Origin of the sequence: Streptomyces sp. NPDC102270 (assembly GCF_044766405.1) — a bacterium.
Classification (GTDB): domain Bacteria; phylum Actinomycetota; class Actinomycetes; order Streptomycetales; family Streptomycetaceae; genus Streptomyces.
In genome coordinates this window covers 24830-50989 of the sequence record NZ_JBIWLX010000012.1, presented here as the reverse complement: position 1 = coordinate 50989, position 26160 = coordinate 24830, and the positions used below count along the sequence as shown (strand labels likewise).

Below are 26160 nucleotides of genomic sequence, written 5' to 3'. Positions count from 1 at the left end.
GTTACCCCCGTAACGCCCGAGCCCCTGTGGACCGGGCCGACATCATCTTCACACTGGTGTCTTTACGTCACGCTGAACAGAAGCGGAGCCGTCAACTCCCCTCGCGTAGCTGCTGTTCCACTTCCTCGGGCGACAACTCCGCGATGTCCGCTATCAGTTGGGCCATCAGTTCCGAGTCCTCCTGGACTGCCGCGACGAGCGGGACTTCTCGCTGCTCGACGAGCGCGACCAGTTCGCGGGGCGTAGGCGCCGAGTACAGCGCGTCACCCGGAAGCCCGGTGCCGGTCGCGTCGGCCACCTTGGCGATGATGCGGGTCGCCAGCAGCGAGTGGCCGCCGAGTTCGAAGAAGTCGTCGTCGAGACCGACGTCGTCGGTGCCGAGCAACTCCCGCCAGATACGCAGAACGGTCTCGGACAGGCCCGCTCCCGCCCCCTCCGCACCGGTCGTCTCAGCACCGAGGAGGGGCCGTGCGTCCGACGTGTCGTGTGCCGCCGCCACCGCGGGGGCCGGGCCGGAGCCGGGCGTCGGCTCCACCCAGTGCCGCAGCCGCCGGAACGGATACGTCGGCAGCGACACGCGCGACCACCCGTCCCGGCGCCATCGGCTCCAGTCCACAGGTGCCCCCGCCTCCCACAGCCGGCCGACCGTACGGGCCAGGTAGGCACCGCCGTCCGCCGCGCGCTCCGGGTCGGGCAGGCCGCCGAGCAGGACATGGTCGTCGCCGGCCCGGCCGACGAGGGTACGCAGGGTGGTTCCCGGCCCGACTTCGAGGAGCACCGACGCCGGGCCGCTCAGCAGCCGCCCCACCCCCTCGTGGAAGCGGACCGGGGCCAGCATGTGACGGATCCAGTACTCCGGGTCCACGGCCTCCTCGGCGCGAATCCAGTCGCCGGTCAGGTTGGACACGAACGGTATCTCCGGCGGCCGCAGAACGGCCTCCCGCAGCCTCGACACGAATGGCGCGGCCACCGCTTCCATCATCGGGGAGTGGAAGGCGTGAGACGTGCGCAGCCGACGGCATGTGGCCCCGGCCGCCCGCAGCCGCTTCTCCAGCATCTCCACGGACGGCACAGGGCCGGATACGACGCAGAGGGCGGGACCGTTGACGGCCGCGACCGCGGTCTCCGCGTCGAGAACAGGCCGTATCTCGGCCACCGGCAGGTTGACGGTGAGCATGGCGCCGGGCGGCTGATCCTGCATGAGGCGCGCCCGTGCGGCGACCAGATCGAGTGCCGTCGCGAAGTCGATGCACCCCGCGACGGTCGCCGCCACGTACTCGCCGAGGCTGTGCCCGATCATCGCCCTGGGCACGAGCCCCAGCTCCATCCACAGGCGGGCGAGGGCGTGTTCGACGGCGAAGAGCGCCGGCTGTGTGTAGCCGGTGTGCGCCAGCGTCCGCGCGTTCTCGACCGGATCCCCCGCGTACAGCAGGTCGCGCAGGTCGAAGTCCAGGCGCTCGTCCGCGGCGTCGATCCAGGCCCGGAAGGTCTCCTCCGTCTCGTACAGTTCCCGCCCCATGCCCACCCGCTGGCTGCCCTGCCCGGGAAACATGAAGACCACGCCACGATCGCGTGCGTCCGCCGACGGCGGACGCACGGCGGCCAGGGCGGCGGTCGCCGAGTCGATGTCCGTGCACGTGACCGCGGCTCTGCGGCGCTGGGGTGTACGACCGCTCTGCAGGGTGCCGGCGACGTCCGACAGCTCGGCCTCCGGGTGCGTCTCCAGGTGCTCCCGGAGACGGGCCGCCAGTTCGAGCAGCGGCTCGTCCTCACGGGCGGACAGGAGCAGCACCTCGTGTTCGCGGCGCGCGACGGAGTGTGGCGTCGGGGGCGGAGGCTCCTCCAGGACCATGTGAGCGTTCGTCCCGCCGATCCCGAAGGAACTGACCGCCGCCCGCCGCCGCCCGCCGTACTCCGGCCACTCCGTCGCCTCGGTGAGCAGGCGGAATCGGCCGGAGTCCAGGTCGATCTCCGGGTTGGGCCGGGTGAAGTGACGGCTGGGTGGCAGGACGCGGTGCTTCAGCGCCAGCACCGTCTTGATGAGGCCGGCCACTCCGGCCGCGGAAGAGAGGTGACCGATCTGTGCCTTCAGCGTCCCGAGCGTGCACGGAGCACCATCCCGGCCGAGAGCCTCGGTGAGCGCCTCGAACTCGATCGGATCCCCCAGGGACGTGCCCGTCCCGTGCGTCTCCACGTACGAGATGGTCCGGGGGTCCACGCCCGCGACACGATGCGCCGCGCGGACGACGGCCACCTGCCCGTCCACCCCCGGAGCGGTGAAGCTGAGGCGCCGCGCGCCGTCGTTGTTCACCGCCGACCCCAGGATGACGGCGTGGATCGAGTCGCGGTCGGCGAGGGCGTCCGCCAGCGGCTTCAGTACGACCACCCCCACGCCGTTGCCGAAGACCGTCCCGTCGGCCCCGGCGTCGAACGGCAGGCAGTGCCCGGTCGAGGAGAACACCGAGCCGACCGTGTGCAGGTACCCCTCGTGCTGAGGCACATGGATCGTCACGCCGCCGGCCAGGGCCATCTCGCACTCGCCGGCGAGCAGCGCCTGGCAGGCCATGTGCACGGCGACCATGGACGACGAGCAGGAGGACTGCACGCTGACGCTCGGCCCGCGCAGGTCGAGGTGGTACGAGACCCGGGCCGCCAGCAGATCCTTCTCGGTGGCCAGCAACAACTCCTGCGGGCTCGTGTTCGCCAGCGCCCCGGGGGTCCGCAGCAGGTTGCTGAGCAGGTAGGCGTTCTGGCTGGCACCGGCGTAGACGCCCACGGGCGCGCCTCCTCCGGTACGGGGGGCGTATCCCGCGTCCTCCATCGCGGCCCAGGCGCATTCGAGGAAGACGCGCTGCTGCGGGTCGAGCAGGGCGGCGTCCCGTGGCGTGTACCCGAACAGCACATTGTCGAAGTACTCGACGCCGTCGAGTACACCGTGGACATGGCGGTAGTCGGAGTGCCTGGCCTGTTCCGGGGCCACACCGGCGGCTATGGAGTCGTCCGCGGTGAACGACGTGATCCGCTCACCACCGTCCAGCACACTGTCCCAGAACCGCCCGACGGAGTCCGCGCCGGGGAAGCGTCCCGCCATACCCACCACGGCGATCTCGAGGCCGGTCGGCTCCGCCTGCTGCTCGGTCATCGCTCCTCCCCGCCCATCGCGGCGCGCCGCCGGGCGCGGGCGGCCGTGGTCAGCCTGCTGCGTGCCCTGCCCCGGTCCGCCTCGGACGCGGGTTCCTCGGCCGTCTCCAGATGGCGCGCCAGCAGGCGCACGGTCGGGTTGCGAAAGAGCGTGACCATCGAAATCTCCCGGTCGAGCGACTTGACCAGCCGAACCCTGAGCCGCATCAGCAGCAGCGAGGTGCCGCCGATGTCGAAGAAGCTGTCGTGCACGCCGACGTTCTCGAGGCCGAGCGTCGCGGCCCAGACCGCGGCGATCTCCTCCTCCAGGCCCGCACGCGGCGCGCCTTGGTGATCGGTCCGCTCGACGACCGGGGCCGGCAGGGCACCACGGTCGACCTTGCCGTTCCCGGTCAGCGGCATGGCGTCGAGCACCATCACGACCGCGGGCACCATGTGGTCGGGCAGTCGATCCGCAGCGAAGGCTCGCACGTCCGCCCCGGTGAGGCCGGATCCGGTCACATAACCGGCCAGCCGTAGCTCGTCGGCGGCGCCGTACGGCAAGACGACGGCCTGCTCCACGCTCGGATGGCGAGCCAGGACCGCCGCTACCTCGCCGGGCTCGACCCGGTATCCCATGACCTTGACCTGGTCGTCGGCGCGCCCGGCGAACTCCAGGTCTCCGGTGGGCAGCCGCCGGACCAGGTCGCCGGTCGCGTACATGCGCGCCCCGGGCGGGCCTGCCGTGCACGGGGTGAAGGCGGCCGCGGTCGCGGCGGGGGCGCCGAGATAGCCGCGGGCCAGGTTCGCCCCCTCGATGTGCAGCTCCCCCGTGACCCCGTCGGGGACGGGCTCCCGGTCCGGCCCGAGAACGTGCACGCGCACCCCCCGGAACGGACGGCCAAGGGGGACCGTCGCGGACTCCGGCAGGTCCCGCGGCACTCGGTGGGCGAGCATCGAGACCGTGGTCTCGGTCGGACCGTAGTGGTTCTCGACGGTCAGATCGGCCCGGGCGGATCTGACCCGGCGGACCAGGTTCGGCGGCAGTGGCTCGCCCGCGCAGATCAGCAGGCGCCGCGGCAGCACCCTGTCGAGCTCTGTGCCTCCCGCGCCCGCCAGAGCCGCGAGGTGACTCGGTACAAGCTTCATCGCGTCGATCCGATGCTCCGTGAAGTACGCGGCGAAGGCCTCCGAATCGATCGACTGTTCCCGGGACAGCACATGCAGACAACCGCCGGTGGTCAGCGCCCCGAACACGTTGGTGCTGCCCAGGTCCGCGGAGAACGTGGACGCCAGCGCCCAGGACCACCCCGGCTCGATCCGCTCGTACAGACCGTTCAGGTAGTGGACGTACTGGCGGTGCTCGACGGCGACGGCCTTGGGCTCGCCGGTCGAGCCCGAGGTGAACAGCACGTAGCACAGGGCCGAGCCGGGTGTGGGTGGCCGGTCCGGGCTCGCCGCACCGGCCTCCGGCTCCTCCCCCGGCACGACGACGGGAAGCCCGAAGTCCGCGGCCCGCTCCGCCGACTCCGGCGTCGTCACCAGCGCCGCCGCGCCCGCGGCCGACAGCAGGGCGTTGACGCGGGTGCCGGGAAGCTCGGGGTCGAGCGGCAGATAGGCCCCGCCCGCCCGGAGTATTCCGAGCATCCCCACGATCATCGCCGCCGACCGGGGAACCAGCAGGCCTACCGGACGATCGGCTCCCACACCAAGTGCGGCGAGCCGGACGGCCACCCCCTCGGCCCGCCGTTCGAGCTCCCCGTAGGTGAGCGCGCCCTCGGGTCCGGTGACCGCGATCCTCGACGGGTCCTCACGCGTCTGGGCAGCGATCAGTTCGTGCAGCGTGGTTCCCTGCTTGGCTCCCATGGAGGAGATCGTCGTGGCGCACGCTGACTCAGCGCTGAACCGGCGATGACGCGCCGCGACCGGCGACTTCTCGCCGAACTCGGAATCCCGGAATCCGCGGCCGAGTCGGGTTCAGCTCGTGAAACCGATCCGCCGCAGGACGTCCGCAGCCGCCCGGTCGATCAGCACCGCCGAACCGCAGCCCTGGGGCAGGTCGCCGCGCTCCACGGAGCGGATCAGCCGGGCGGCCGCCCCCCGGTGCCGCAGGAAGGCGTACCGCGAGACCCCCCGGCCGCGCTCGCGCTGCCCCTCCAGCGCGGTGTCCGCGGTGACGTCGAGCAGCAGCAGGTGCAGGGTGCCGCCCCGGCGCCGCGCCTCGCGGGCCAGCCAGCCCCGCACCCAGGCCTGCGTCCCGCAGTCGTGCACCACCACTCCCTCGCCGGAGCGCAGGGCGCGGCGCAGTGCGGCGTAGTGCGCGAGCCGGACCAGGGGGCGGTAGGCGGCGTACGGCAGTAAGCGGGCCAGCCGGCCGTCCCAGCGGTCGCGGGTGTCCTGGGAGTCGATCCGGATGCCCCTGACCGCACGCCTCATCAGCGTGGACTTGCCGCTGCCGGGCAGGCCGGTGATGACGACGAGGTCCCCCGGGCCGAAGAGCAGGGCGTGCGGACTGTGGCCCGCGCGGTCGCGCAGGTCACGGACGACCGGGCGGGCCCCCGGGGTCTCGACCGCCGGGGCCGCGGGCTGCTCGGGCAGCGCGAGCCCCGAGGTCGTCGCGTACGCCGTGGTCCTGTTCACCGTCATCGTCCTCCTCCGGGGTCGGGGTTCCCCTCCCCACCGAGCGTAAAGAGAAGGTAATGGATGATCTCTCGTGTTTCTGTACGCGTACCGTCACGAGCCGGTTACAGAAGGGAGGGGCCGAGGCGGCCCTGCCGTGGGCGTCGGATGCGTGCAATGATGTCGGCGCCAACTGCATACCGGCCGCTTGAATCCGCGCGGGAGAGTCCCGGGGTACGTGTACCCGGGCGCCGAAGGAGCAAGTCCCTCCCTTGAATCTCTCAGGCCCCGTTACCGCGCGGGCGAGGCACATCTGAAAAGCGGGCCGCCGACTCGACGGCGGCCCCACCCACGGTGCAAGCCACCGGCCACTCGTGTGGCCGGGGCGAACCTCTCAGGTTCCGATGACAGATGGGGAGGAATACCTCGCCCGTCACACCCATGTCCTGGGATCCTTGGAGACGACCGTCCGATGAGCAGTTCTGAACTCCGTCTCACCGCGCTCGATGCCCTGCACCGCTCGCTCGGTGCGACGATGACCGACTTCGCCGGCTGGGACATGCCCCTGCGGTACGGCTCCGAGCGCGACGAGCACACCGCGGTACGCACGAAAGCCGGGCTCTTCGACCTCTCCCACATGGGCGAGATCACCGTGACCGGGCCGCAGGCGGCCGGGCTGCTGAACTTCGCCCTGGTCGGCAACATCGCCTCCGTCGGTGTCGGCCGGGCCCGCTACACCATGATCTGCCAGGCCGACGGCGGCATCCTCGACGACCTGATCGTCTACCGGCTCGGGGAGACCGAGTACCTGGTGGTCGCCAACGCCTCCAACGCCCAGGTCGTGCTGGACGCGCTGACCGAGCGCGCGGCCGGCTTCGACGCCGAGGTGCGCGACGACCGGGACGCGTACGCGCTGATCGCCGTACAGGGACCGGAGTCCCCCGGCATCCTCGCGTCCCTGACCGACGCGGACCTCGACGGCCTCAAGTACTACGCCGGCCTGCCGGGCACGGTCGCCGGGGTGCCGGCACTGATCGCGCGCACCGGCTACACCGGCGAGGACGGCTTCGAGCTGTTCGTGAAGCCGGAGCACGCGGTCGAGCTGTGGCAGGCGCTGACCAAGGCCGGCGAGGGCGTCGGGCTCGTCCCCTGCGGGCTGTCCTGCCGGGACACCCTGCGTCTGGAAGCGGGCATGCCGCTGTACGGGCACGAGCTCTCACGGGAACTGACCCCCTTCGACGCCGGGCTCGGGCGGGTCGTGAAGTTCGAGAAGGAGGGGGACTTCGTGGGGCGCGAGGCGCTTCAGGCAGCCGCCTCCCGCGCCGCCGGGAACCCGCCGCGCGTCCTGGTCGGGCTCGTCGCCGAGGGGCGCCGCGTCCCGCGGGCCGGGTACGCGGTCGTCGCGGCCGGCGAGGTGATCGGCGAGGTCACCTCCGGCGCCCCCTCCCCCACGCTGGGCAAACCGATCGCGATGGCGTACGTCGACGCCGCGCACGCGACGCCCGGCACGACGGGTGTCGGTGTGGACATCCGGGGCAGCCACGAGCCGTACGAGGTCGTGGCGCTGCCGTTCTACAAGCGCCAGAAGTAGCCGCCGTAGGTGATGCTGGGCACAGAGTCACTGCTCACGCACGCCTTCCGCAGTCCCCCCTTCACCAGCACTCCCCCGCGTACAGGAGAATTCAGGCCATGAGCAACCCCCAGCAGCTGCGCTACAGCAAGGAGCACGAGTGGCTGTCGGGCGCCGAGGACGGCGTCTCGACGGTCGGCATCACGGAGCACGCGGCCAACGCGCTCGGCGATGTCGTCTTCGTCCAGCTCCCGGAGGTCGGTGACACGGTGACCGCGGGCGAGACCTGCGGCGAGCTGGAGTCGACCAAGTCGGTCAGCGACCTGTACTCCCCCGTCTCCGGTGAAGTCACCGAGGTCAACGAGGACGTCGTCAGCGACCCGGCACTGGTCAACTCCGCCCCCTTCGAGGGTGGCTGGCTGTTCAAGGTACGCGTCTCGGAGGAGCCGGCCGACCTGCTCTCCGCCGACGAGTACACCGCCTTTTCCGCCGGCTGAGGAGTCCGCACCCGATGTCCGCACTGAACACCCCCCTGCACGAACTCGACCCGGAGATCGCCGCCGCGGTCGACGCCGAGCTGGACCGTCAGCAGTCCACCCTCGAGATGATCGCCTCGGAGAACTTCGCTCCGCTCGCCGTCATGGAGGCACAGGGCTCGGTCCTCACCAACAAGTACGCCGAGGGCTACCCGGGCCGCCGTTACTACGGCGGCTGCGAGCACGTCGACGTGGCCGAGCAGATCGCGATCGACCGGGTCAAGGAGCTGTTCGGCGCCGAGTACGCCAACGTGCAGCCCCACTCCGGTGCCTCCGCGAACCAGGCCGCCCTGTTCGCGCTGGCCCAGCCCGGCGACACGATCCTGGGCCTGGACCTGGCGCACGGGGGTCACCTGACCCACGGGATGCGGCTGAACTTCTCCGGCAAGCAGTTCAACGTCGTCGCCTACCACGTGGACGAGTCGGGCCTCGTCGACATGGCCGAGCTGGAGAAGCTGGCCAAGGAGCACCGGCCCAAGGTGATCATCGCGGGCTGGTCGGCGTACCCGCGGCAGCTGGACTTCGCGGAGTTCCGCCGGATCGCCGACGCGGTCGAGGCGTACCTGTGGGTCGACATGGCCCACTTCGCCGGCCTGGTCGCGGCCGGGCTGCACCCGAACCCCGTCGAGTACGCGGACGTGGTCACCTCCACCACCCACAAGACGCTGGGCGGACCGCGCGGCGGGATCATCCTCGCGAAGAAGGAGTTCGCGAAGAAGCTGAACTCCTCCGTCTTCCCGGGCTTCCAGGGCGGCCCCCTGGAGCATGTGATCGCGGCGAAGGCGGTGTCCTTCAAGGTCGCGGCCTCGGAGGAGTTCAAGGAGCGCCAGCGGCGTACGGTGGACGGTGCGCGCATCCTCGCCGAGCGTCTGACGGCCGACGACGCCCGGGAGGCCGGGGTCGACGTGCTCTCCGGCGGCACCGACGTCCACCTCATCCTCGTCGACCTGCGCGAGTCCGAGCTGGACGGCCGGCAGGCCGAGGACCGTCTCCACGAGGTCGGCATCACGGTCAACCGCAACGCCGTCCCGAACGACCCGCGCCCGCCGATGGTGACGTCGGGGCTGCGGATCGGCACGCCCGCCCTGGCCACCCGCGGCTTCACGGCCGAGGACTTCGCCGAGGTCGCGGACGTCATCGCTGCGGCACTGAAGCCGTCGTACGACGCGGAATCGCTCAAGGCCCGGGTGAAGGCCCTCGCCGACAAGCACCCGCTGTACGCCGGCCTGAACAAGTAGTTCCACGGTGGGGGCACCCGGCGACGTGTGCCCCCACCCTTTGTGAAGGAGTTCCCGTGGCCATCTCGGTCTTCGACCTGTTCTCGATCGGCATCGGCCCGTCGAGTTCCCACACGGTCGGCCCGATGCGCGCGGCCCGCATGTTCGCCCGCCGCCTGCGCAACGAGGACCTGCTGTCCTCCGTCGCCTCGGTGCGCTGCGAGCTCTACGGCTCCCTGGGCGCGACCGGCCACGGTCACGGCACCCCGAAGGCCGTACTGCTCGGCCTGGAGGGCGCCTCCCCGCGCACGGTGGACGTGGAGGGCGCGGACGACCGGGTGGCGGAGATCAAGGCCACGGGGGTCCTGAAGCTGCTCGGTGAGCGCGAGATCCCGTTCTCCTTCGACGACGACCTGGTCCTGCACCGCCGCAAAGCCCTCCCCTACCACGCGAACGGCATGACGGTGTGGGCGTACGACGCCTCGGGCGCCGAGCTCATGTCGAAGACGTACTACTCGGTGGGCGGCGGGTTCGTCGTCGACGAGGACGCCATGGGCGCGGACCGGATCAAGCTGGACGACACGGTCCTGAAGTACCCCTTCCGCACCGGCGACGAGCTGCTGCGGCTGGCGAAGGAGACCGGTCTGTCGATCTCCTCGCTGATGCTGGAGAACGAGCGGGCCTGGCGCACCGAGGACGAGATCCGGGCCGGGCTGCTGGAGATCTGGCAGGTCATGCGGGCGTGCGTGTCGCGGGGCATGTCCCGTGAGGGCATCCTGCCGGGCGGCCTCAAGGTCCGCCGCAGGGCCGCCGTCACCGCCCGTCAACTGCGCGCCGAGGGCGATCCGCTGGCGCACTCCATGGAGTGGATCACGCTGTACGCGATGGCGGTGAACGAGGAGAACGCGGCGGGCGGACGGGTGGTGACCGCCCCGACCAACGGGGCCGCCGGCATCATCCCCGCGGTGCTCCACTACTACATGAACTTCGTGCCCGGCGCCGACGACGAGGGTGTCGTCCGGTTCATGCTGGCGGCCGGCGCCATCGGCATGCTCTTCAAGGAGAACGCCTCCATCTCCGGCGCCGAGGTCGGCTGCCAGGGCGAGGTCGGCTCGGCCTGCTCGATGGCCGCGGGCGCCCTCGCCGAGGTCCTCGGCGGCTCCCCCGAACAGGTCGAGAACGCCGCCGAGATCGGCATGGAGCACAACCTGGGCCTGACCTGCGACCCGGTCGGCGGCCTGGTCCAGATCCCCTGCATCGAGCGCAACGGCATGGCCGCGGTGAAGGCGGTCACGGCGGCCAAGATGGCGCTGCGGGGCGACGGCTCGCACAAGGTGTCCCTGGACAAGGTCATCAAGACGATGAAGGAGACCGGGGCCGACATGAGCGTGAAGTACAAGGAGACGGCCCGGGGCGGGCTCGCGGTGAACATCATCGAGTGCTGAGGGGACAGGCCCCGAGCGGAGTCGTGTGAGGTCACCGAACGTCGACGTAGTCGGTGACCCGGGTGCCCCTGAGATAGCGGCTTCCGGTCTGGCGGTCGAAGGCGACGGCCGACCAGGGCGTACTCGGCCTGGTGCGTGCAGTACTCAGCCGTCGCTCATCCTGTCGGCCCCGCCCCGCCGCCGAGCGCGTGCCGTACCAGTTCGCCGTCCTTCTTCGGGACCGCGAGGTCGAAGGTGCCCGCGCCCGTGACGAGTTCGTACCGCTCGAACTTCGGCGCCGGCCGGACCTTCCCGCCCGCCGGCCTCAGCCGGAACGGCGCCTGGAGGGTCGCGGTCCGGTCGCCCCGCGCGTCTTTCCAGAGCGGCGGCTCACCCAGGGCGAGCCGCAGATACCCCTGCCCCAGCCGCGCGATCTCCTTTCCCCCGCCGACCAAGACCCTGACCTCGCCACCGAGGCTATGCGTGAACCCGACGACCCGCAGCGGCTGACCGCCGTCGAAGTCGGCGATGTCCCGTGCGGAGGTGCGGCGCCGGATCCCTGTCCAGCGCAGCAGCACGTCCAGCAGGGTCTCGGTGCCGGCGGAACGGCGTTCCGGGCGTGAGCCTGTCACTACATCGTCCTCATTCTCGGTACTGTGCCGACGCATTCCCGCGGCGGCTGACATCCGTGATCCGCCCCGTCATGCCGTGCACACATCAGGCGACCTGCCACGCGGTCGGCAACGCCAGACGCGCCACCGACGCGTCGACGGCATCGGCGGGCGGCTTCCAGTCGAACTCGCGCATCCGCTCGACGAATTCCGGTGGCAGCGTCACACCATGGCGTCCCACGTAATGCCCGAGGTCACCGCGCCAGACCCAGGAACCGTCGGTGAACAATGACGAGCAGCCCACGAGGTTCTCGCCACAACCCAGCAGACACTGCTCGGTCTCGGTGAATTCGGCGACCGCCGGGGAGCCCGCGAGATAGGCGACGGCGAAAGCCGCGGTCTCGCGCCATTCCTCGGAGTCCGCGCGCATGAGTTCATGAATTCCGGGAAGATCGACCGGCCCCTCGAAGAACTCCCGAACAAACCCGACTCTCAGCATGGCTAGTGCGCACCTCCCGCCATGGGAAGGAACATCCGCCAGGTCCCCCCAGGCTCCAGGAACGGTTCCTGCGACCCGAGGCTCGGCATGACACCGACCTTGGTGGTGGGAGCCCAGACCGGCACAACTCCACCGGTGCCACCAACGGCGACAACGACGGCGAGTACTGGACCGTCACCACAGCGGACGGCACCCAACCGGTGCCGTCCAGGCGGAGTTGGTGGCCGGGTCGCCGGTGGCCCAGCCCGGCAGATGGTTCTTGCCGTAGTCGGTTCGCCCTGGACGCTGCCGTCGCCGACACTCGACGGCTCCACGGCCACGTACCCGGACGTCCTGCCCGGCACGGCCCTCGCTGTAGGTCTTGCCGTCCTGGGTGATACGCGCCAGCGGGTCGTGCGCGCCGCCCCCGGAGAAGGTGACATCCGCGGCGGCTTTCGGGGTGAGCCGGCCGTCGGCGGCGATTGTGAGGCCGGTGTCCACAGGCACCCAGCCCGAGGCCTGGTGCACCCGCACCGGTTCGGGGTCGAACTCGACGGTGAACGTGCCGTCCGGCCGCGCGGTGACCAGTTGGGCGGGCGTCGTCTCGGCGTCCACGGCGACGGGTGAACCCGATCGAGCGGCCTTTTTTTTGCGAAGCGGCCGCCTCGGGCGACAGACCGCTGGGGTCGTCCGTGGCCGAAGCCGTCGTCGACACGGGCGCGTCGGCGACCGCGTGGGCGCCGGCCGCGCCCACCAGTTGCACCGACAACGCGGCTGCCGCCAGCCATCTCAGCCGTTTTCCGGCACTCCACTTAGCCCGACCCCCCGCGATCACAGTTCCTTTACCGCCGTTCACAGCCGGGCGATCAAAACCTGAGCAATCCCTTAAGTCAATGAACTCTCAACAGAACCAAGTGGATCAAACCAACCCACAAGTGATCTCCAACGAGCAAAGAGCCAGACAGGATTTGTTGATCAAAAGATCAGCGAATGGGCAAGGGATCCACAACGGGGCGGCGGTTGCCCCAAAGGCCACTCGACGTCCGGGAAAGGAACAGGGAGAGGTAAAACCTTCACCGCTGACGGAACGTGCGAGAAAGTCGATCCGCCGTGCCCGTACGCCTCGCGGTCGACAATCCGCTCCACCTCGGGCATGACAGACCTGTACGGCGTGTCCCTCGCATTCCGCCCCACCGTTCTTACGGAGGTGGAGGTCGGAGCAGGCGGACCTGCCGCCCCGGTCCGGGGATCCTGGTGGGCGAGGTTCTGCCGCCGGGCAGGTGGGGCATCATCAACTTCCGTCCCCCCAACCCCACTTCAAGGAGCCCCCACATGCTCCGCGGTATCGATGTCAGCGCCTACCAGTCCTCCTCCTACAGCACGGAGGGTCTCTCCTTCGTCTTCATCAAGGCGACGGAGGGCCGTTCCTACACGAACCCGAAGCTCTCCGCCCAGACCAAGCACGCCCGCGACACCGGGCTGGTCGTCGGCTTCTACCACTTCCTGTGGCCCGGCAACCTCACCGCCCAGGCCGAGTACTTCGTCAAACACGCTCCCGAGAAGGGCGGCGACATCCTCGCGGTCGACTGGGAGACGACGGGCGACGGCACCCACGCGAGCAACGCGGAGAAGGACAGCTTCATCCGCAAGGTGAAGCAGCTGCGCCCGAACAACCGGGTCGTGCTCTACACGAACCGGCACTACTGGCTGACGGTCGACACCACGTCGTATGCCGGCGACGGCCTCTGGATCGCCGACTACGTCACGGCCGGCAAACCCCGCATCAAGGCCAAGTGGCGCTTCCACCAGTACACCGACGACCCCGTGGACAAGAACGTCGCCGACTTCGCGAGCAAGGCGGCCCTGCGCGAGTGGGCCACCGACGCCTGACTCCGGGGCCGCGCATAGGCTTCGGGCATGGGTGGGACGATCACTGCGGTCAGCAGCAACGGTACGTACTCGTTCACGAAGCCGAACCGGGAGAGCATCACCTTGCTCGCCGGGTTCGGGGTGGAGGGGGACGTCCACGGCGGGGCGACGGTCAAGCACCGTTTCCGGATGAGGAAGGACCCCTCGCAGCCGAACCTCCGACAGGTGCACCTGATGCACGAGGAGCTGTTCGAGGAGCTCCGTGAGGCCGGGTTCGAGGTCGGCGCCGGGCAGCTCGGGGAGAACGTCACGACGCGTGGCGTCGATCTGCTGGGGCTGCCGGTGGGGACCCTGCTGCACCTCGGCGACGAGGCCGTCGTGGAGGTGACCGGGCTGCGGAATCCGTGTGCGCAGATCGACGGGTTCCAGAAGGGGCTGCTGAAGCAGGTCGTGGGCCGGAGTGACGACGGCCGGGCGCTGTTCCGGTCCGGGATCATGAGTGTCGTGGTCAGCGGGGGTGTGGTGCGGGCCGGGGACGCCGTGGGGGTGGAGCTGCCAGAGGGTCCGCACCGGGTGCTGGACATCGTCTAGCCCGCGAACGGATCCTCCAGCTCGCCCCGCCCGGCACCACCCACGCGATGCTGCTGCGTGCGGGCCGGGTCCTCGCACAGGGCCCGGCGGCGCGGGTGCTCACCGGCGACCAGGTCGGCAAGTGCTTCGACCTGCCGCTGGTCCTGGAGCGCCACGACGGCCGCTGGACGGTACGGATCCGGACCGGGACCGGGGCCGGGCATGACGAAGGGGGCGCCTGTCGGGGCGCCCCCTCACCGTCGGCTCTACTTGTTCAGGTAGGCCCAGAACTCGTCGAACGACAGGAGCTTGTCGCCGTTCAGGTCGCGGCTCTTGATGATCGCCTCGGCGACCGACTCGGTCACGTTCCAGTCGCCACCCTGGGCCAGGGCGGACTTGAACTCGGCGGCGGTGATGGTGCCGTCACCGTCCGCATCGATCCGCTCGAACTGCTTGCGTGCTTCCTCGATGTCGATGTGCGCCACCGGTCCGCCCCTTTTCTTGCCTTTGTCGTGTCCTGCTGGCTTGCTGCCGCAGGTCAGATTAGCGGCCCGCCCGGACCTCCAGTACGGCGACCACCGGGGAAAACCGCGGTGCCGTCCTCGATCGTGTCTGCGAGGGTGGGCCATCCACTGGATGGCGACTCGAGGAGCGGTGTGATGGAGACCTTGCGGGACATTCTCGACGCGGCGGCCCGCGGGGTCTTCCCGCCCGCGGACGGCGGCACGACGGTCGTACCGCAGGCGTGCCACCGGGACGCGGGCGTGCTGTCCTTCACGGCGCACTCGGTCGTCTTCACCGACGAGGACCCGGAGTGGGTGCACGCCACGCTGCGCGGCCCGGACTGCGACGCGCTGGCGGCGACCATGAACCCGCGATTCCTGGCCGCCTTCCTGGACCGGACCGGGCGCAGGTCCGAGACCATCGACGCGATGCTGGTCGGCGACCCGCTCCCGGGCGAACCGCCGCTCACGTTGAGGGAGATCGAGGACCCCGACCACCCCCGGGTCGTCTACGCCCGCAGGCGGCGTGACGGCATTCGCGCCTGGACGGCGCCGGGCGGCGTGCTGGTGACGGGGCGCGGTGTCGGCGGCCGTCTGGAGGTCTCGGTCGAGGTGGACGAGGACGTACGGCACCGGGGTCTGGGTCGTGCGCTGGTGACCGCGGCGAGGCATCTCGCCGCGGAGCCGCTGTGGGCCCAGGTGTCCCCGGGGAACGCCCGCAGCATGCGGGCGTTCCAGGCGGCCGGTTACCGTCCGGTGGGCGCGGAGGCGGTGCTGCTCGCCGCGGCCCCACGGGTCCTCGACCGCTCAGCGGAAGATGCCGGTGTGACCGAGTGAGTACCGCCCCGGCTGGGGGTACACCGCGAGCCCGTGCGGTCCGCTGCCGACCCTGATACGGGCGAGCTGGGCGCCGGTGCGGGTGTCGATGGCGTAGACCTCGGAGTTGTAGCGGCCGGACAGCCACAGGACCTTGCCGTCGGCGGAGACGCCGCCCATGTCGGGGCTGCCGCCGCCGGGGAGGCGCCACTTCCTGGTAAGCCGGTTCTCGGTGAAGTCGAAGACGGAGACGGTCCCCTCGCCGCGGTTGGAGACGTACATCTCGCGGGAGTCGCGGCTGACGTAGAGGCCGTGGGCGCCCTTGCCGGTGGGCAGCAGGGCCGGCTTGCCGAAGGTGTCGCCGTCCAGGACCCACATCCCGTCGGCCATCATGTCCGCGATGTAGAACCGCTTCCCGTCCGGCGAGACCTTGACGTCCTGCGGCATGGCCCCGTGGAAGGGGAGCTTCTGCTGTCCGACCACCTCCATCTTCTCGGTGTCGACCTTCAACAGCTCACCGCTGAACTCGCAGGACACGATGAAGTACGTCCCGTCCAGGGAGAAGTCGGCGTGGTTGACGCCGTAGCAGCTGACCGGCACGGTCTTCCTGGGTTCCATGGTGTGCGGGTCGCGGAAGACGAGCTCGCGGTCGAGGGAGGCCATCACGACCGCGTACTTGCCGTTCGGCGTGAAGTAGAGGTTGTACGGGTCGTGCACGTCGACCGGCCTGCCCGCCTTCCCGGTGCTCGGGTCGATCGGGGTGAGGGTGTTCCCGCGGTCGTTGTTGACCCAGAGGGTCTTCATGTCCCAGGAGGGCACGACGTGCTGGGGCTGCCGCCCGACCCGGATCGTCTCGACGACGTCGTACGTCCTCGGGTCGATCACGGAGACGGTGTCGGACTCGGTGTTGGGCACGTAGACCCGCGATGGGAAGTCCTTGACCACCGGTGACAGTCTGTTCGGCCGGTCCGCCGCGTAGACGTCCTTCGGGTCGAGGAGGGGCGGCATCCCGGGCAGCCCGCGGACCGGCTTCCCCACCGGTCCCACCGGCTTCACGGGGGCGGGGACGGCCGCCTTGGTGCCGACGGCCTCGTGCACCCCGCTCTCGGTCCCGGTACCGCAGGCGGCGAGGGCGACGAACGCGGCACCCGCGATCAGGGTGCTCCGCACGAGGCGGCGCTTCAGGAGGATGGGGGGCATCAGCTGAACAACTCCGTGGTGGTCACTGCGGCCAGGCCGCGCCGGTCGACTTCTTCCAGTACGACGGGGAGGGCGGCGACCGTGTCGGCGTACCCGAAGTGCAGGCTCACCACGGATCCTTCGCGGATCTCGGCGAGTACCTTGCGGGCGACGGCGGTGGCGCCGGGCGAGGTGAAGTCGAGGGAGTCGACGTCGTAGGAGAGGACGTGGGGGTAGCCGGCCTCCCGGGCCAGCCGCGTGACGAGAGGGGAGGCGGTGGGCGTACGGGAGGGGCGGAACCAGGTCCCGACCGACCCGGTGAGCCGCCGGATCCGTTCGGCACAGCCGACGATCTCCGCTCTGGCCTCGGCCTCGGACATCGCGTTGATGTCAAGGTGGTGGAGGGTGTGGTTGCCGAGCTCGTGTCCGCCGTCGAGGACACGCCGGGCGATGTCGGGATGCGCGTCCAGCCAGGTGCCGACGGCGAGCACGGTGACACGGGCGCCATGCTTCTCGGCCTCGGTGAGCAGGGCGCGGGCGGTGGCGGGATCGCCGTTGCCGTGGAAGGTGAGGGCGACCCGGGGGCGGTCGCGGGGGCCGTGGGTGAGCTGGGCGGGCAGGGCGGGCAGGGCGGGCTGGGCGGAGGCCGTGCCGGCGGAGTGGGCGGAGTGGGCCGGGTGAGCGACGGCGTTCCTGGTCGCACATCCCGCGGCCAGCGCCAGCCCAGCGGTGGCGAGGAGCACTGCCCGACGATCGGTAGCGGTCACTCGCCCCATTTAAGGGGTTATGTGGGAGATTGGCGCTGATCGACCCACCGTCTATCTGTCGGCCACCCGCATCTCGAACCACGTCGTCTTTCCGCGAGGCAGCAGGTCGACGCCCCATCGGTCCGACAGCTTGTCCACGAGGAACAGTCCGCGCCCGCTGAGATCCGTCTCCTGCACCGGCATCAGACAGGGCAGTCCGCGTGACGGGTCACGGACCTCTATCCGGATCCACCCCCGCCGACGCCGCATCCGGAGACCGAACACCCGCGCGCCCGTGTGCCGTACCGCGTTGCCGACCAGCTCGGACACGAGTAACACCGCGTCCTCGGCCATCTTGGGAGCGAGCCCCCAGTGACGGAGGACGATCACCTGGGTCAAGCGCCGCGCGGCCGCCGCGGACTCCGGCCGGGAGGGCAGCGGGACCTCGGCCTCCGTGGGATTTCCGAACAGTTCGAGTGCTTTCAGTGCGTACTCGTCCTCGACCGCCGGAGACCAGCGCGCCGCCGTCGTTCGGCTGTCTCCCCGCGGCTGTTCGAAACCCTCCAGCCCCGCCATGCCCCCATCATGGCCGCCCACAGCGCCCTCCGGGGCCGTTCCCGACGAATACACCCCCCGGAATGCTTCGTTCCGTTGGCGGTGATCGGCATATGCCATGGGCACTTCGGCGTCTTCGATAGCCCTTCTGACCTGCGGCGGAGGCTCGCTGGGAGGCAATCGACGGGCTCCCTCGACAAGGCAGACTTAAGGTTGCGTTAAGGCTCCCATAAACCGCCCCATCGAGGGACCCGGATCAGACATCGCGTCAATTGCAAGGGGTTCAGAGGAATTTGGCCTTGCCGGGGCCCTCCTCGACGAAACTCTTCATGCCCCGCTCACGGTCCTCCGTGGCGAACAGGCCGGCGAACCAGTTCCGTTCCACCGCGAGGCCCGTCTCGATGTCGGTCTCGAGTCCCGTGTCGATCGACTCCTTCGCGGCGCGCAGCGCGATCGCCGGCCCCTTCGCGAGCTTCGCCGCCCAGGCGTGGGCCTCCGCGTACACCTCTTCGGCGGGCACGACCCGGTCCACGAGGCCGAGCGTCAGCGCCTCGTCGGCCTTGACCATACGACCCGTGAAGATCAGGTCCTTCGCCCTGGACGGGCCGATCAGCCGGGCGAGGCGCTGGGTGCCGCCCGCGCCGGGGATCAGGCCGAGCAGGATCTCCGGCTGCCCCAGCTTGGCGTTCTCCGCGGCGATCCGGAAGTCGGCGCACAGCGCGAGTTCGCAGCCGCCGCCCAGGGCGTAGCCGGTGATGGCCGCGACAACCGGCTTGGGGATGCGGGCCACCGCCGTGAACGAGTCCTGCAGGGCGCGGGCGCGCAGGACCATCGCGGTGTGGTCCATGGCCTGCATCTCCTTGATGTCCGCACCGGCCGCGAACACCTTCTCCCCGCCGTACACGATCACCGCGCGCACGTCCTCGCGCCGGGTCGCCTCCTCGGCGAGCTCCTTCAGCCGGTCCTGGACGGTTACGTCCAGCGCGTTCATGGGCGGTCGGTCGAGACGAATGGTGCCGACACCTTCGGCGACTTCGAGATTCACGGTCATGCCAGCAGGTTAAGGGCGGCTAACGACGACGGGCCGGTGCGGTGGCTCACACTCGGCCGGGGGCTGGTGCAAGCCCCCAGGAAGGCACGGTACGACGGCCGACGGCCGACGATCACCGGCCGGTGCGGTCGCCCACATTCGGCCGGAGGTCCGGAGGGTGCCCGCAAACAGACACAGCACGGCGGCCAACGACGACCGGCCGGGTACCGTCGCCCGCAGCCGGCCGGAGGCCAGGGGTCGCCGTCGGACAGACACAGCACGCGGCTGACGACGACCGGCCGGTGCGGTCGCCCACATTGGCGGGATCGTCGCAGCGCCCCGGTGTCTTACCCCGCAGCGGCCCCGGTGCCGTACCTCGCGTCGGGGCCGCTGGTCGTCGTGCGGGCTACGCCTTCCACTTCTCCCACGACATGTTCCAGCCGTTGAGGCCGTTCTCCGGTGCGACGGTCGCGTCGTCGGAGTTCTTGACCACGACCACGTCGCCGATCATCGAGTGGTTGAAGAACCAGGCGGCCGGGACACCGCTGTCGTAACCGCCCTTGACGTCCCGCAGGCCCACGCAGCCGTGGCTGGCGTTGTAGTTGCCGAAGGCGTCGCCGCCCCAGTAGTTGCCGTGGATGAAGGTGCCGGAGTCCGTGAGACGGGCGGCGTGCGGGACGTCCTTGATGTCGTACTCGCCGCCGTAGCCGACCGTTTCGCCGTTCATCCGGGTCACCGCGAGCTTCTCGCTGATGACCATCTGGCCGTTCCAGGTGTCGTAACCGGGCTTGCCGGTGGTGACCTTGAGGGTCTTGATGGTCCGGCCGTCCTGGGTGATCTTCATCGTGTGCTTCTTGGCGTCGACGACGGAGACCTGGTCGCGGCCGATGGTGAAGGAGACGGTCTTGTCCTGCTCGCCGTAGACGCCGTCGCGGCCCTCGACCCCGTTGAGGTTGAGGTCGACGGTGACCTTGGTGCCTTCCTTCCAGTACTTCTCGGGCCGGAAGTCCAGGCGGTCGTTGCCGAACCAGTGGCCCTCGACGTCGACGGCCGGCGAGGTCTTGATCGTGATGGCCTTCTCGACGTCCTCGGGGCTGGTGATGCCCCGGGTGAAGCGGACGGAGAACGGCATTCCGACGCCGACCGTCGAGCCGTCCTCGGGCGTGAACGTGCCGATGAAGGTGTTCTTCGGGGTCAGGGTGGTGAAGCTGGAGTCCTCGGCGGCCGTGCGGCCCTCGGCGTCCTTCGCGACGGCGTGCACCGAGTACTTGGTGCCGGAGGCGAGATGGGTGGACGGCGTCCAGGAGGCGCCGTCGGCGGCTATCTTCCCGGCTATCGCGGTGCCCTTGGCGTCCTTGACCTGCACCTCGGTCAACTTGCCCTTGGCGGCGCCGACTTTCAGGGCACCGCTGGTGTCGACGGACTTCGCCCCGTCCTTCGGGGTGATGGAGACGACCGCCTCGGACTGCTTGGTCCCGGTGGCGGACGAGTCGCCCTTCTCGGCCTTGGAGTCACCGGAACCGGAACCGGAATCCCCCCCGCCGCAGGCGGTGACCGCCAGCAGCAGAACGCCGAGTATCAGCGCCAGCAATCCCTTGGCCCCGCGCCCCCGCGCGTCAACCGACGCCCCCGATATCGGTCGCACGTTCAAGTGTTTCTCCCCTCGAAGGGCCTGCTCAGGCCCGCTCCCCTACGCGTTCTACCGACGCGTCGGCGAATATTAACCGCAGACTTTTGAGCATCATGTAAGTCCAAGGTCACCATTCCGTCCCAACTCCGGGGGAGAGTCGGGCCGGGCCGCCCCCCTGCCCGGTTACTTCACCGCGCTGCCCGCCTTCCACTCCTTCCAGCCCATATTCCATCCCCCGAGGCCATTGTCGGGAGCGACCTTTTTGTCATTGCTGTGGACGACCTCGACGACGTCCCCGACGAGGCTGCGGTCGAAGAACCAGCCCGCGGGCGTGTCCGAACTGCCGCCCTTCACGTCCCTGAGGCCCACGCAGCCGTGGCTGACATTGACCCTGCCGGGGGCGGTGGGCGCCCAGTAGTTGCCGTGCAGGAAGGTGCCGGAGTCGGTCAGCCGCAGGGCGTGCGGGACGTCCGGGATGTCGTACTCGCCGCCGAAGCCGACCGTGCGGCTGTTCATGCGGGTCACTTCGAGCATCTCGGTGACGACCATCTTGCCGTTGTAGGTGGTCGTCTTCGGGGCGCCGGCGGTGATCGGCACGGTGGCGAGCAGTTCGCCGTCCCGTCTGACCTGCATGGTGTGCCGGGCCGCGTCGACGAGGGAGACCTGGCTGCGGCCGACGGTGAAGGAGAAGGTCCGGTCCTGCAGGCCGTAGACGCCGGACGCGCCCTCCACATCACGCAGTCGCAGCGCCACCGTCACGCGGGTGCCCGGCGTCCAGTAGTGCTCGGGGCGGAAGTCGAGGCGGCCGTGGCCGAACCAGTGCGGGCGGATCTCGACGGGCGGCTTCGAGGTGACGTGTACGGCGCGTTCGACGGCGGCGCGGTCCTCGATCTCCCGGTTGAACTCCAGGGAGACGATCATCCCGGTGCCGACGGTGGAGCGGTTCTCCGGGCTGACGTACCCGACGAAGCGCTCCTCGGGGACGTAGGTGGTGAAGGTGGTGTGCCGGGCCGAGCGGCGGCCGTGGGCGTCGAGCGCGACCGCGTCGACGGTGTACTCGGCGGCCAGCGCCAGCTGTGCCTCGTCGGGTTCCCAGCGCAGGCCGTCGTCGGAGATGTGCCCGGGCACCGGGAAGTCCTGCGCGTCCTGGGACTTGACGACGGTGACCGACTCCAGGCGGCCGCTCGGCACCCGGACCCGCAGCCGCTCTTCGGGCGGCACGCCCTTGGTGCCGTCGTCGGGTACGACCCTGATCACGTCCTCGGGCGCGGGCGGCTTCCCGAACCCCCCGACACCCCCGATCCCGCCGTCCCCGCCCGCCGTACAGCCGACGGCCCCGGCCAACAGTCCCGCCCATGTCACTACGGTGGCCAGAACGGCCCCTGCGCGCCGAGCGCGCCCATGTCCATGCCTCACGAGCAGCTCAACGACGCGGCCCACCGAGGGGAAACGTGATCTTTGGATCCACGGCAACGGGGACCCACCGCTCTTGAGGGGCGACAACCTGGCCCGGCACATCCTCCGGCGTCCCGCCCAACCCGGCGGAGCGAACCCGTGAGTGCGAGGCAAGCGCTGGGCAGAACAGTGGGGAGAACGACGTGAGGGGTGCCGCGGCTGGGACGCCGTGCGCTCTTTTCCACCTCGTTCCACGAGCCGTGGGAGGCCGACCGGTGTCCAGCGCAGCCGAGCAGGAGGCGGTGACGGAAGCCGCCGAGGAGCGCCCCGCCGCGCTGGTGAACGGCGAGCGGCGGGGGGTACCGCCCGTGCCGGTGTGGCCCGGTGCGCCGACCCCGCTGGGCGCCCGGTTCCGGGTCGGCCCGGACGGGGTCGCGGGAACCAACTTCGCGCTGTGGGCGGGCGGCGCCGAGTCCGTGGAGCTGTGTCTGTTCGACGCGGACGGCAAGGAGACCCGGGCCCGGCTGACCGAGCTGACCCACGAGATCTGGCACGGCTTCGTCCCCGGTGTCATGCCCGGCCAGCGCTACGGCTTCAGGGTGCACGGCCGCTGGGACCCGTGGACCGGCGGCCGCTGGAACCCGGCGAAGCTGCTCCTCGACCCGTATGCCCGCGCGGTGGACGGCGACTTCAGCCTGCCGCCCGAGGTGTACGGCCATGTCCGCGACTGGCCCCAGCAGCAGGTCGCGGACACCGTACGGGACGACCGGGACTCGGCGCCGTACGTCCCGAAGGGTGTGGTCGTCCACGATGACGACGACTGGGCGGAGGACCACAGGCCGAAGACCCCGTGGGCGGACTCGGTGATCTACGAGGTCCATGTGCGGGGGTTCACCGCCCTGCACCCGGACATTCCGGAGGAACTGCGGGGCACCTACTCCGGGTTGGCGCACCCGGCCGCGATCGAGCACCTCGTGAAGCTCGGCGTCACGGCCGTGGAGCTGCTCCCCGTCCACCAGTTCGCCCACGAGGACCATCTGCTGCGGCGCGGTCTCAAGAACTACTGGGGCTACAACTCCATCGGCTACTTCGCGCCCCACGCCGCCTATGCCGCCTCCGGTACGACGGGCCAGCAGGTCGGCGAGTTCAAGCGCATGGTGCGCGCGCTGCACGCCGCCGGGATCGAGGTCATCCTCGACGTGGTCTACAACCACACGGCGGAGGCGGGCGAGCTGGGCCCCACGCTGTCCCTGAAGGGCATCGACAACCGCGGGTACTACCGGTTGCAGTCCGACGCCCGGCGCTACGCGGACTACACGGGTTGCGGCAACACCTTGCACGTGGTCCAGCCGCATGTGCTGCGGCTCATCACCGACTCCCTGCGCTACTGGGTGACGGAGATGGGCGTGGACGGCTTCCGCTTCGACCTGGCCGCCGCGCTGGCCCGTTCCATGCACGACGTCGACATGCTGTCCCCCTTTCTCGCGGTCATCGCCCAGGACCCGGTGCTGCGGCGCGTGAAGCTGATCGCCGAGCCGTGGGACGTGGGTTCCGGGGGCTACCAGGTGGGCGCCTTCCCGCCCCTGTGGACGGAGTGGAACGACCGCTACCGCAACGCCGTACGCGACTTCTGGCGGGGCGCGCTGCCGGACGTACGGGACCTCGGCTACCGACTGTCCGGCTCCAGCGACCTGTACGCGTGGGGCGGGCGGCGGCCGTACGCCTCGGTCAACTTCATCACCGCGCACGACGGTTTCACCCTGCGGGACCTGGTGTCGTACGAGAGGAAGCACAACGAGGCGAACGGCGAGGGCAACCGGGACGGCACGGACGACAACCGGGCGTGGAACTGCGGGACGGAGGGGGAGACGGACGACGAGCGCGTACGGTCGCTCAGGCGCCGGCAGCTCAGGAACCTGCTCACCACACTGCTGCTGTCGACGGGTGTGCCGATGCTGGTCGCGGGTGACGAGCTGGGCCGCACCCAGCGCGGCAACAACAACGCCTACTGCCAGGACAACGAGATCAGCTGGGTGGACTGGGGGCTGCTGGAGGACCCCGGCTGGAAGGCCCTGTTCGACCTCACCGCCCGCCTGATCGACCTGCGTCACCGGCATCCGGTGCTCAGGCGCCGGGCGTTCTTCTCGGGCCGGGCGCACTCGGCGGACGGGCTGCGGGACCTGGCCTGGTTCACGGCCCGCGGCACGGAGATGACGGAACGGGACTGGTACGCGCCGGCCGCCACGCTCGGCATGTATCTGTCGGGGCGGGACATCCCCGGCCGGGACGAACGCGGCGCCCCGATCGTCGACGACAGCTTCCTCGCCGTCCTGCACGCCGGCGACCGCCCGGCGCCCTTCCTGCTGCCGGGGCCGCCGTGGGCGGAGCGGTACGAGGTGGTCGTCGACACGTCGAGGGAGGAACAGGGGGAGGCGCCGGGGGCGGTGCACCGGGCGGGGACGTCGATCACGATTCCGGCGCGGGCGGTGCTGTTGTTGCGGGTGCATTAACTCCCGGCTTGATCTCTGGCCATTGCACCGACCCGCTGATCAGACTCGGTCGCATGCCCGAGATATCCCGCCGTGCCTTCGGTGGTCTCGTCGGCGGCGGCGCCGTGACCGCCGTCGCCGGTACGGCCACTGCCGCTGAAGCCGCCCCCGCCGAGCGCCCGTTCAGGGCCCGGGCCGCCTCCGGGTCCGGAAAGCGGCCCAACCTTCTGGTCATCCTCGGCGACGACCTCGGCTGGGCCGACCTCTCCTCGTACGGCGCCCCGCACATCAGGACGCCGAACCTGGACCGGCTGGCCCGGCAGGGGGTGCGGTTCACCGACGCCTACTCGGGGTCGGCGACCTGCTCGCCGACGCGGTTCAGTCTGTACACCGGGCGGTATCCGGGCCGTACGAAGGGCGGCCTCGCCGAACCGATCGCCAACAGGACGCAGGGGCTCGACCCGAACCACCCGACGCTGGCCTCGCTGCTGAAGCAGGCCGGTTACGCCACCGCGCTCATCGGCAAGTGGCACTGCGGCTGGCTGCCCGACTACAGCCCCACCAAGTCGGGCTGGGACGAGTTCTTCGGCAACCACGGCGGCGTGCTGGAGTACTTCTCCAAGCTCGGGCAGCTCGGTGACTACGACCTCTACGAGGGCGACGCCGAGTACCAGGACCTGCGCTACTACACGCAGGTCCTGACCGAGCGGGCCGTGGAGTACGTGAGCCGCGACCATGACCGGCCGTGGCTGCTCAACCTCAACTTCACCACCCCGCACTGGCCGTGGCTCGCGGAGGGCGACGAGGAGACGGGTGCCGAGATCGCGGAGAAGATCCGCAGTGCCGGCAGCCAGGCCGAGGTGACCGCCGCGCTCCTGCACAACGACGGCGGCTCGGTCGCGAAGTACACCGAGATGGTCGAAAGCCTGGACGCGGCCGTCGGCGAGGTGCTCGCCGCGCTGCGCCGCTCCGGGCAGGAGGAGCACACGCTGGTGTACTTCGCCAGCGACAACGGCGGCGAGCGCTGGTCGTACCTGTGGCCACTGAGCGGCGAGAAGGCCTCCTTGTTGGAGGGCGGCATCCGCGTTCCGACGATCGTGCGCTGGCCGCACCGCATCGACGGCAACCAGGTCAGCCACGAGCCGAACTTCTCCCCCGACTGGACGGCGACCTTCCTGGAGCTGGCCGGCGCCCGCCCCGACCCGGCGTACCCGCTGGACGGCAGGAGCCTGGCCGGGTACCTGCTGCGGAACGAACGGCTGCCGGAACGGGCCCTGTTCTGGCGGGTCAGGGCCAACCGGGCGCTCAGGCGCGGACGCTGGAAGTACTACCAGGACGCGGCCGGCAAGGACCACCTCTACGACCTCGGCGCGGACCTGCGCGAACAGGCCGACCTGGCCCCGGACGAGCCGGAGTTGCTCGCGGAACTGAAGGCCGCATGGGAGAGGACGGCCGCCGGGCTGCTGCCGTATCCCGGTTAGCCGAGGATCCCCCGCTCGTACGCCGCGGCGACCGCCGCCGCGCGGTCCTTGACGGCCAGTTTGGCGTACAGGTGGGTGAGGTGGGTCTTCACGGTCGCCTCGCTGATGCGGCCGCGCCGAACGGCGTGTACCCGACGATCCGGGCGAGGAGGTCCGGCATGGTCTGCACCGGCGCCCACACGCCCGCGCAGAACATCGATGGGAAGAACACGGCCGACCCGATGGCGCCGGTGATCTCCGTCGTGCGGGACAGGGCGGAGATGACCGCGCCGAGCGCGAGAGCGACCCGACATGGCCCCGGCGTCCCGGGCCGGACCCCGCC

23 protein-coding genes, 2 pseudogenes and 1 riboswitch are annotated in these 26160 nt (G+C 70.4%); of the genes and pseudogenes, 9 read left to right on the top strand and 16 right to left on the bottom strand.

What is annotated here, in order from left to right:
* Positions 1–91 precede the first annotated feature (91 nt).
* The 3 genes from ACIRP7_RS25295 to ACIRP7_RS25285 form a co-directional block, all read right to left on the bottom strand.
* On the bottom strand, positions 92–3142 hold the full coding sequence (locus ACIRP7_RS25295; protein ID WP_403663727.1) for a type I polyketide synthase: 3051 nt from the start codon (positions 3140–3142) through the stop codon (positions 92–94).
* Complete coding sequence (locus tag ACIRP7_RS25290) at positions 3139–4986, bottom strand: amino acid adenylation domain-containing protein (RefSeq protein WP_403663724.1); 1848 nt, start codon at positions 4984–4986, stop codon at positions 3139–3141. The genes ACIRP7_RS25295 and ACIRP7_RS25290 overlap by 4 nt, the downstream gene beginning before the upstream one ends.
* Positions 4987–5097: 111 nt before the next feature.
* Positions 5098–5766, bottom strand: coding sequence for an AAA family ATPase (locus ACIRP7_RS25285; protein ID WP_403663721.1), 669 nt, complete (start codon positions 5764–5766; stop codon positions 5098–5100).
* 182 nt (positions 5767–5948) lie between these two features.
* Positions 5949–6046: riboswitch (glycine riboswitch) on the top strand.
* Positions 6047–6211: 165 nt separating this feature from the next.
* On the opposite strand from ACIRP7_RS25285, the gene gcvT reads away from it, so the two are divergent.
* The 4 genes from gcvT (at position 6212) to ACIRP7_RS25265 (ending at position 10507) form a co-directional block, all read left to right on the top strand.
* Entirely contained in the window at positions 6212–7330 is a 1119-nt protein-coding gene (gene gcvT, locus ACIRP7_RS25280) for a glycine cleavage system aminomethyltransferase GcvT (protein WP_403663718.1), read from the top strand.
* 98 nt (positions 7331–7428) lie between these two features.
* Complete coding sequence (gcvH, locus tag ACIRP7_RS25275) at positions 7429–7806, top strand: glycine cleavage system protein GcvH (protein ID WP_031058756.1); 378 nt, start codon at positions 7429–7431, stop codon at positions 7804–7806.
* Positions 7807–7820: 14 nt separating this feature from the next.
* Positions 7821–9083: a serine hydroxymethyltransferase gene (gene glyA / locus ACIRP7_RS25270; RefSeq protein WP_403663715.1), complete on the top strand. Its 1263-nt coding sequence runs from the start codon at positions 7821–7823 to the stop codon at positions 9081–9083.
* Positions 9084–9139: 56 nt separating this feature from the next.
* Positions 9140–10507, top strand: coding sequence for an L-serine ammonia-lyase (locus tag ACIRP7_RS25265; RefSeq protein ID WP_403663712.1), 1368 nt, complete (start codon positions 9140–9142; stop codon positions 10505–10507).
* A gap of 155 nt (positions 10508–10662) precedes the next feature.
* Here the strand turns inward: ACIRP7_RS25265 and ACIRP7_RS25260 are convergent, their stop codons facing one another.
* The 3 genes from ACIRP7_RS25260 to ACIRP7_RS25250 form a co-directional block, all read right to left on the bottom strand.
* Positions 10663–11118 carry a hypothetical protein gene (locus ACIRP7_RS25260; RefSeq protein ID WP_403663709.1) on the bottom strand — a complete coding sequence of 152 codons (456 nt, stop codon included), beginning with the start codon at positions 11116–11118 and terminating at the stop codon, positions 10663–10665.
* 85 nt (positions 11119–11203) lie between these two features.
* Positions 11204–11596, bottom strand: coding sequence for a hypothetical protein (locus ACIRP7_RS25255; protein ID WP_403663706.1), 393 nt, complete (start codon positions 11594–11596; stop codon positions 11204–11206).
* A 174-nt stretch (positions 11597–11770) separates the two neighbouring features.
* Positions 11771–12190, bottom strand: a complete 420-nt coding sequence (locus ACIRP7_RS25250; protein ID WP_403663703.1) for a hypothetical protein — start codon at positions 12188–12190, stop codon at positions 11771–11773.
* Between the two features lie 717 nt (positions 12191–12907).
* Here ACIRP7_RS25250 and ACIRP7_RS25245 point away from each other — a divergent pair.
* Positions 12908–13465: a glycoside hydrolase family 25 protein gene (locus tag ACIRP7_RS25245; RefSeq protein WP_403663700.1), complete on the top strand. Its 558-nt coding sequence runs from the start codon at positions 12908–12910 to the stop codon at positions 13463–13465.
* A 27-nt stretch (positions 13466–13492) separates the two neighbouring features.
* Positions 13493–14035 (top strand): MOSC domain-containing protein, encoded by a 543-nt coding sequence (locus ACIRP7_RS25240; protein WP_403663697.1) that lies wholly within the window; start codon positions 13493–13495, stop codon positions 14033–14035.
* On the opposite strand, the gene ACIRP7_RS25235 is transcribed toward ACIRP7_RS25240, so the two are convergent.
* Positions 14032–14190 carry a hypothetical protein gene (locus ACIRP7_RS25235; RefSeq protein WP_403663694.1) on the bottom strand — a complete coding sequence of 53 codons (159 nt, stop codon included), beginning with the start codon at positions 14188–14190 and terminating at the stop codon, positions 14032–14034. The genes ACIRP7_RS25240 and ACIRP7_RS25235 overlap by 4 nt on opposite strands.
* A gap of 90 nt (positions 14191–14280) precedes the next feature.
* Positions 14281–14499, bottom strand: a complete 219-nt coding sequence (locus ACIRP7_RS25230) for an EF-hand domain-containing protein (RefSeq protein ID WP_007384825.1) — start codon at positions 14497–14499, stop codon at positions 14281–14283.
* Positions 14500–14673: 174 nt separating this feature from the next.
* On the opposite strand from ACIRP7_RS25230, the gene ACIRP7_RS25225 reads away from it, so the two are divergent.
* The gene (locus tag ACIRP7_RS25225; RefSeq protein ID WP_403663691.1) at positions 14674–15354 is read left to right on the top strand and encodes a GNAT family N-acetyltransferase; all 681 of its coding nucleotides are present in this window, start codon (positions 14674–14676) and stop codon (positions 15352–15354) included.
* Here ACIRP7_RS25225 and ACIRP7_RS25220 read toward each other — a convergent pair.
* From ACIRP7_RS25220 to ACIRP7_RS25195, 6 genes are all read right to left on the bottom strand, one after another.
* Complete coding sequence (locus ACIRP7_RS25220) at positions 15325–16533, bottom strand: YncE family protein (RefSeq protein ID WP_403663689.1); 1209 nt, start codon at positions 16531–16533, stop codon at positions 15325–15327. The genes ACIRP7_RS25225 and ACIRP7_RS25220 overlap by 30 nt on opposite strands.
* Entirely contained in the window at positions 16533–17288 is a 756-nt protein-coding gene (locus tag ACIRP7_RS25215) for a polysaccharide deacetylase family protein (RefSeq protein WP_403663686.1), read from the bottom strand. Before ACIRP7_RS25215 ends, ACIRP7_RS25220 begins: the two co-directional genes overlap by 1 nt.
* Before the next feature lie 42 nt (positions 17289–17330).
* A complete protein-coding gene (locus tag ACIRP7_RS25210) occupies positions 17331–17834 on the bottom strand; it encodes an ATP-binding protein (RefSeq protein ID WP_403663683.1) in 504 nt (167 codons plus the stop codon).
* Between the two features lie 262 nt (positions 17835–18096).
* Positions 18097–18864, bottom strand: coding sequence for an enoyl-CoA hydratase/isomerase family protein (locus ACIRP7_RS25205; RefSeq protein ID WP_403663680.1), 768 nt, complete (start codon positions 18862–18864; stop codon positions 18097–18099).
* Between the two features lie 385 nt (positions 18865–19249).
* On the bottom strand, positions 19250–20494 hold the full coding sequence (locus ACIRP7_RS25200) for an Ig-like domain-containing protein (RefSeq protein WP_403663677.1): 1245 nt from the start codon (positions 20492–20494) through the stop codon (positions 19250–19252).
* A 162-nt stretch (positions 20495–20656) separates the two neighbouring features.
* Entirely contained in the window at positions 20657–21889 is a 1233-nt protein-coding gene (locus tag ACIRP7_RS25195; protein WP_403663674.1) for an Ig-like domain-containing protein, read from the bottom strand.
* A 254-nt stretch (positions 21890–22143) separates the two neighbouring features.
* On the opposite strand from ACIRP7_RS25195, the gene glgX reads away from it, so the two are divergent.
* Positions 22144–24378: a glycogen debranching protein GlgX gene (glgX, locus tag ACIRP7_RS25190; protein ID WP_403663671.1), complete on the top strand. Its 2235-nt coding sequence runs from the start codon at positions 22144–22146 to the stop codon at positions 24376–24378.
* 53 nt (positions 24379–24431) lie between these two features.
* A complete protein-coding gene (locus ACIRP7_RS25185) occupies positions 24432–25838 on the top strand; it encodes a sulfatase (RefSeq protein WP_403663668.1) in 1407 nt (468 codons plus the stop codon).
* On the opposite strand, the pseudogene ACIRP7_RS25180 reads toward ACIRP7_RS25185, so the two are convergent.
* Together ACIRP7_RS25180 and ACIRP7_RS25175 are read right to left on the bottom strand one after the other, a co-directional pair.
* Positions 25835–25945, bottom strand: a pseudogene (locus ACIRP7_RS25180) (LuxR C-terminal-related transcriptional regulator); the annotation flags it as partial. The gene ACIRP7_RS25185 and the pseudogene ACIRP7_RS25180 overlap by 4 nt on opposite strands.
* Positions 25939–26121, bottom strand: a pseudogene (locus tag ACIRP7_RS25175) (ABC transporter permease); the annotation flags it as partial. The pseudogenes ACIRP7_RS25180 and ACIRP7_RS25175, both read right to left, overlap by 7 nt.
* Positions 26122–26160 lie beyond the last annotated feature (39 nt).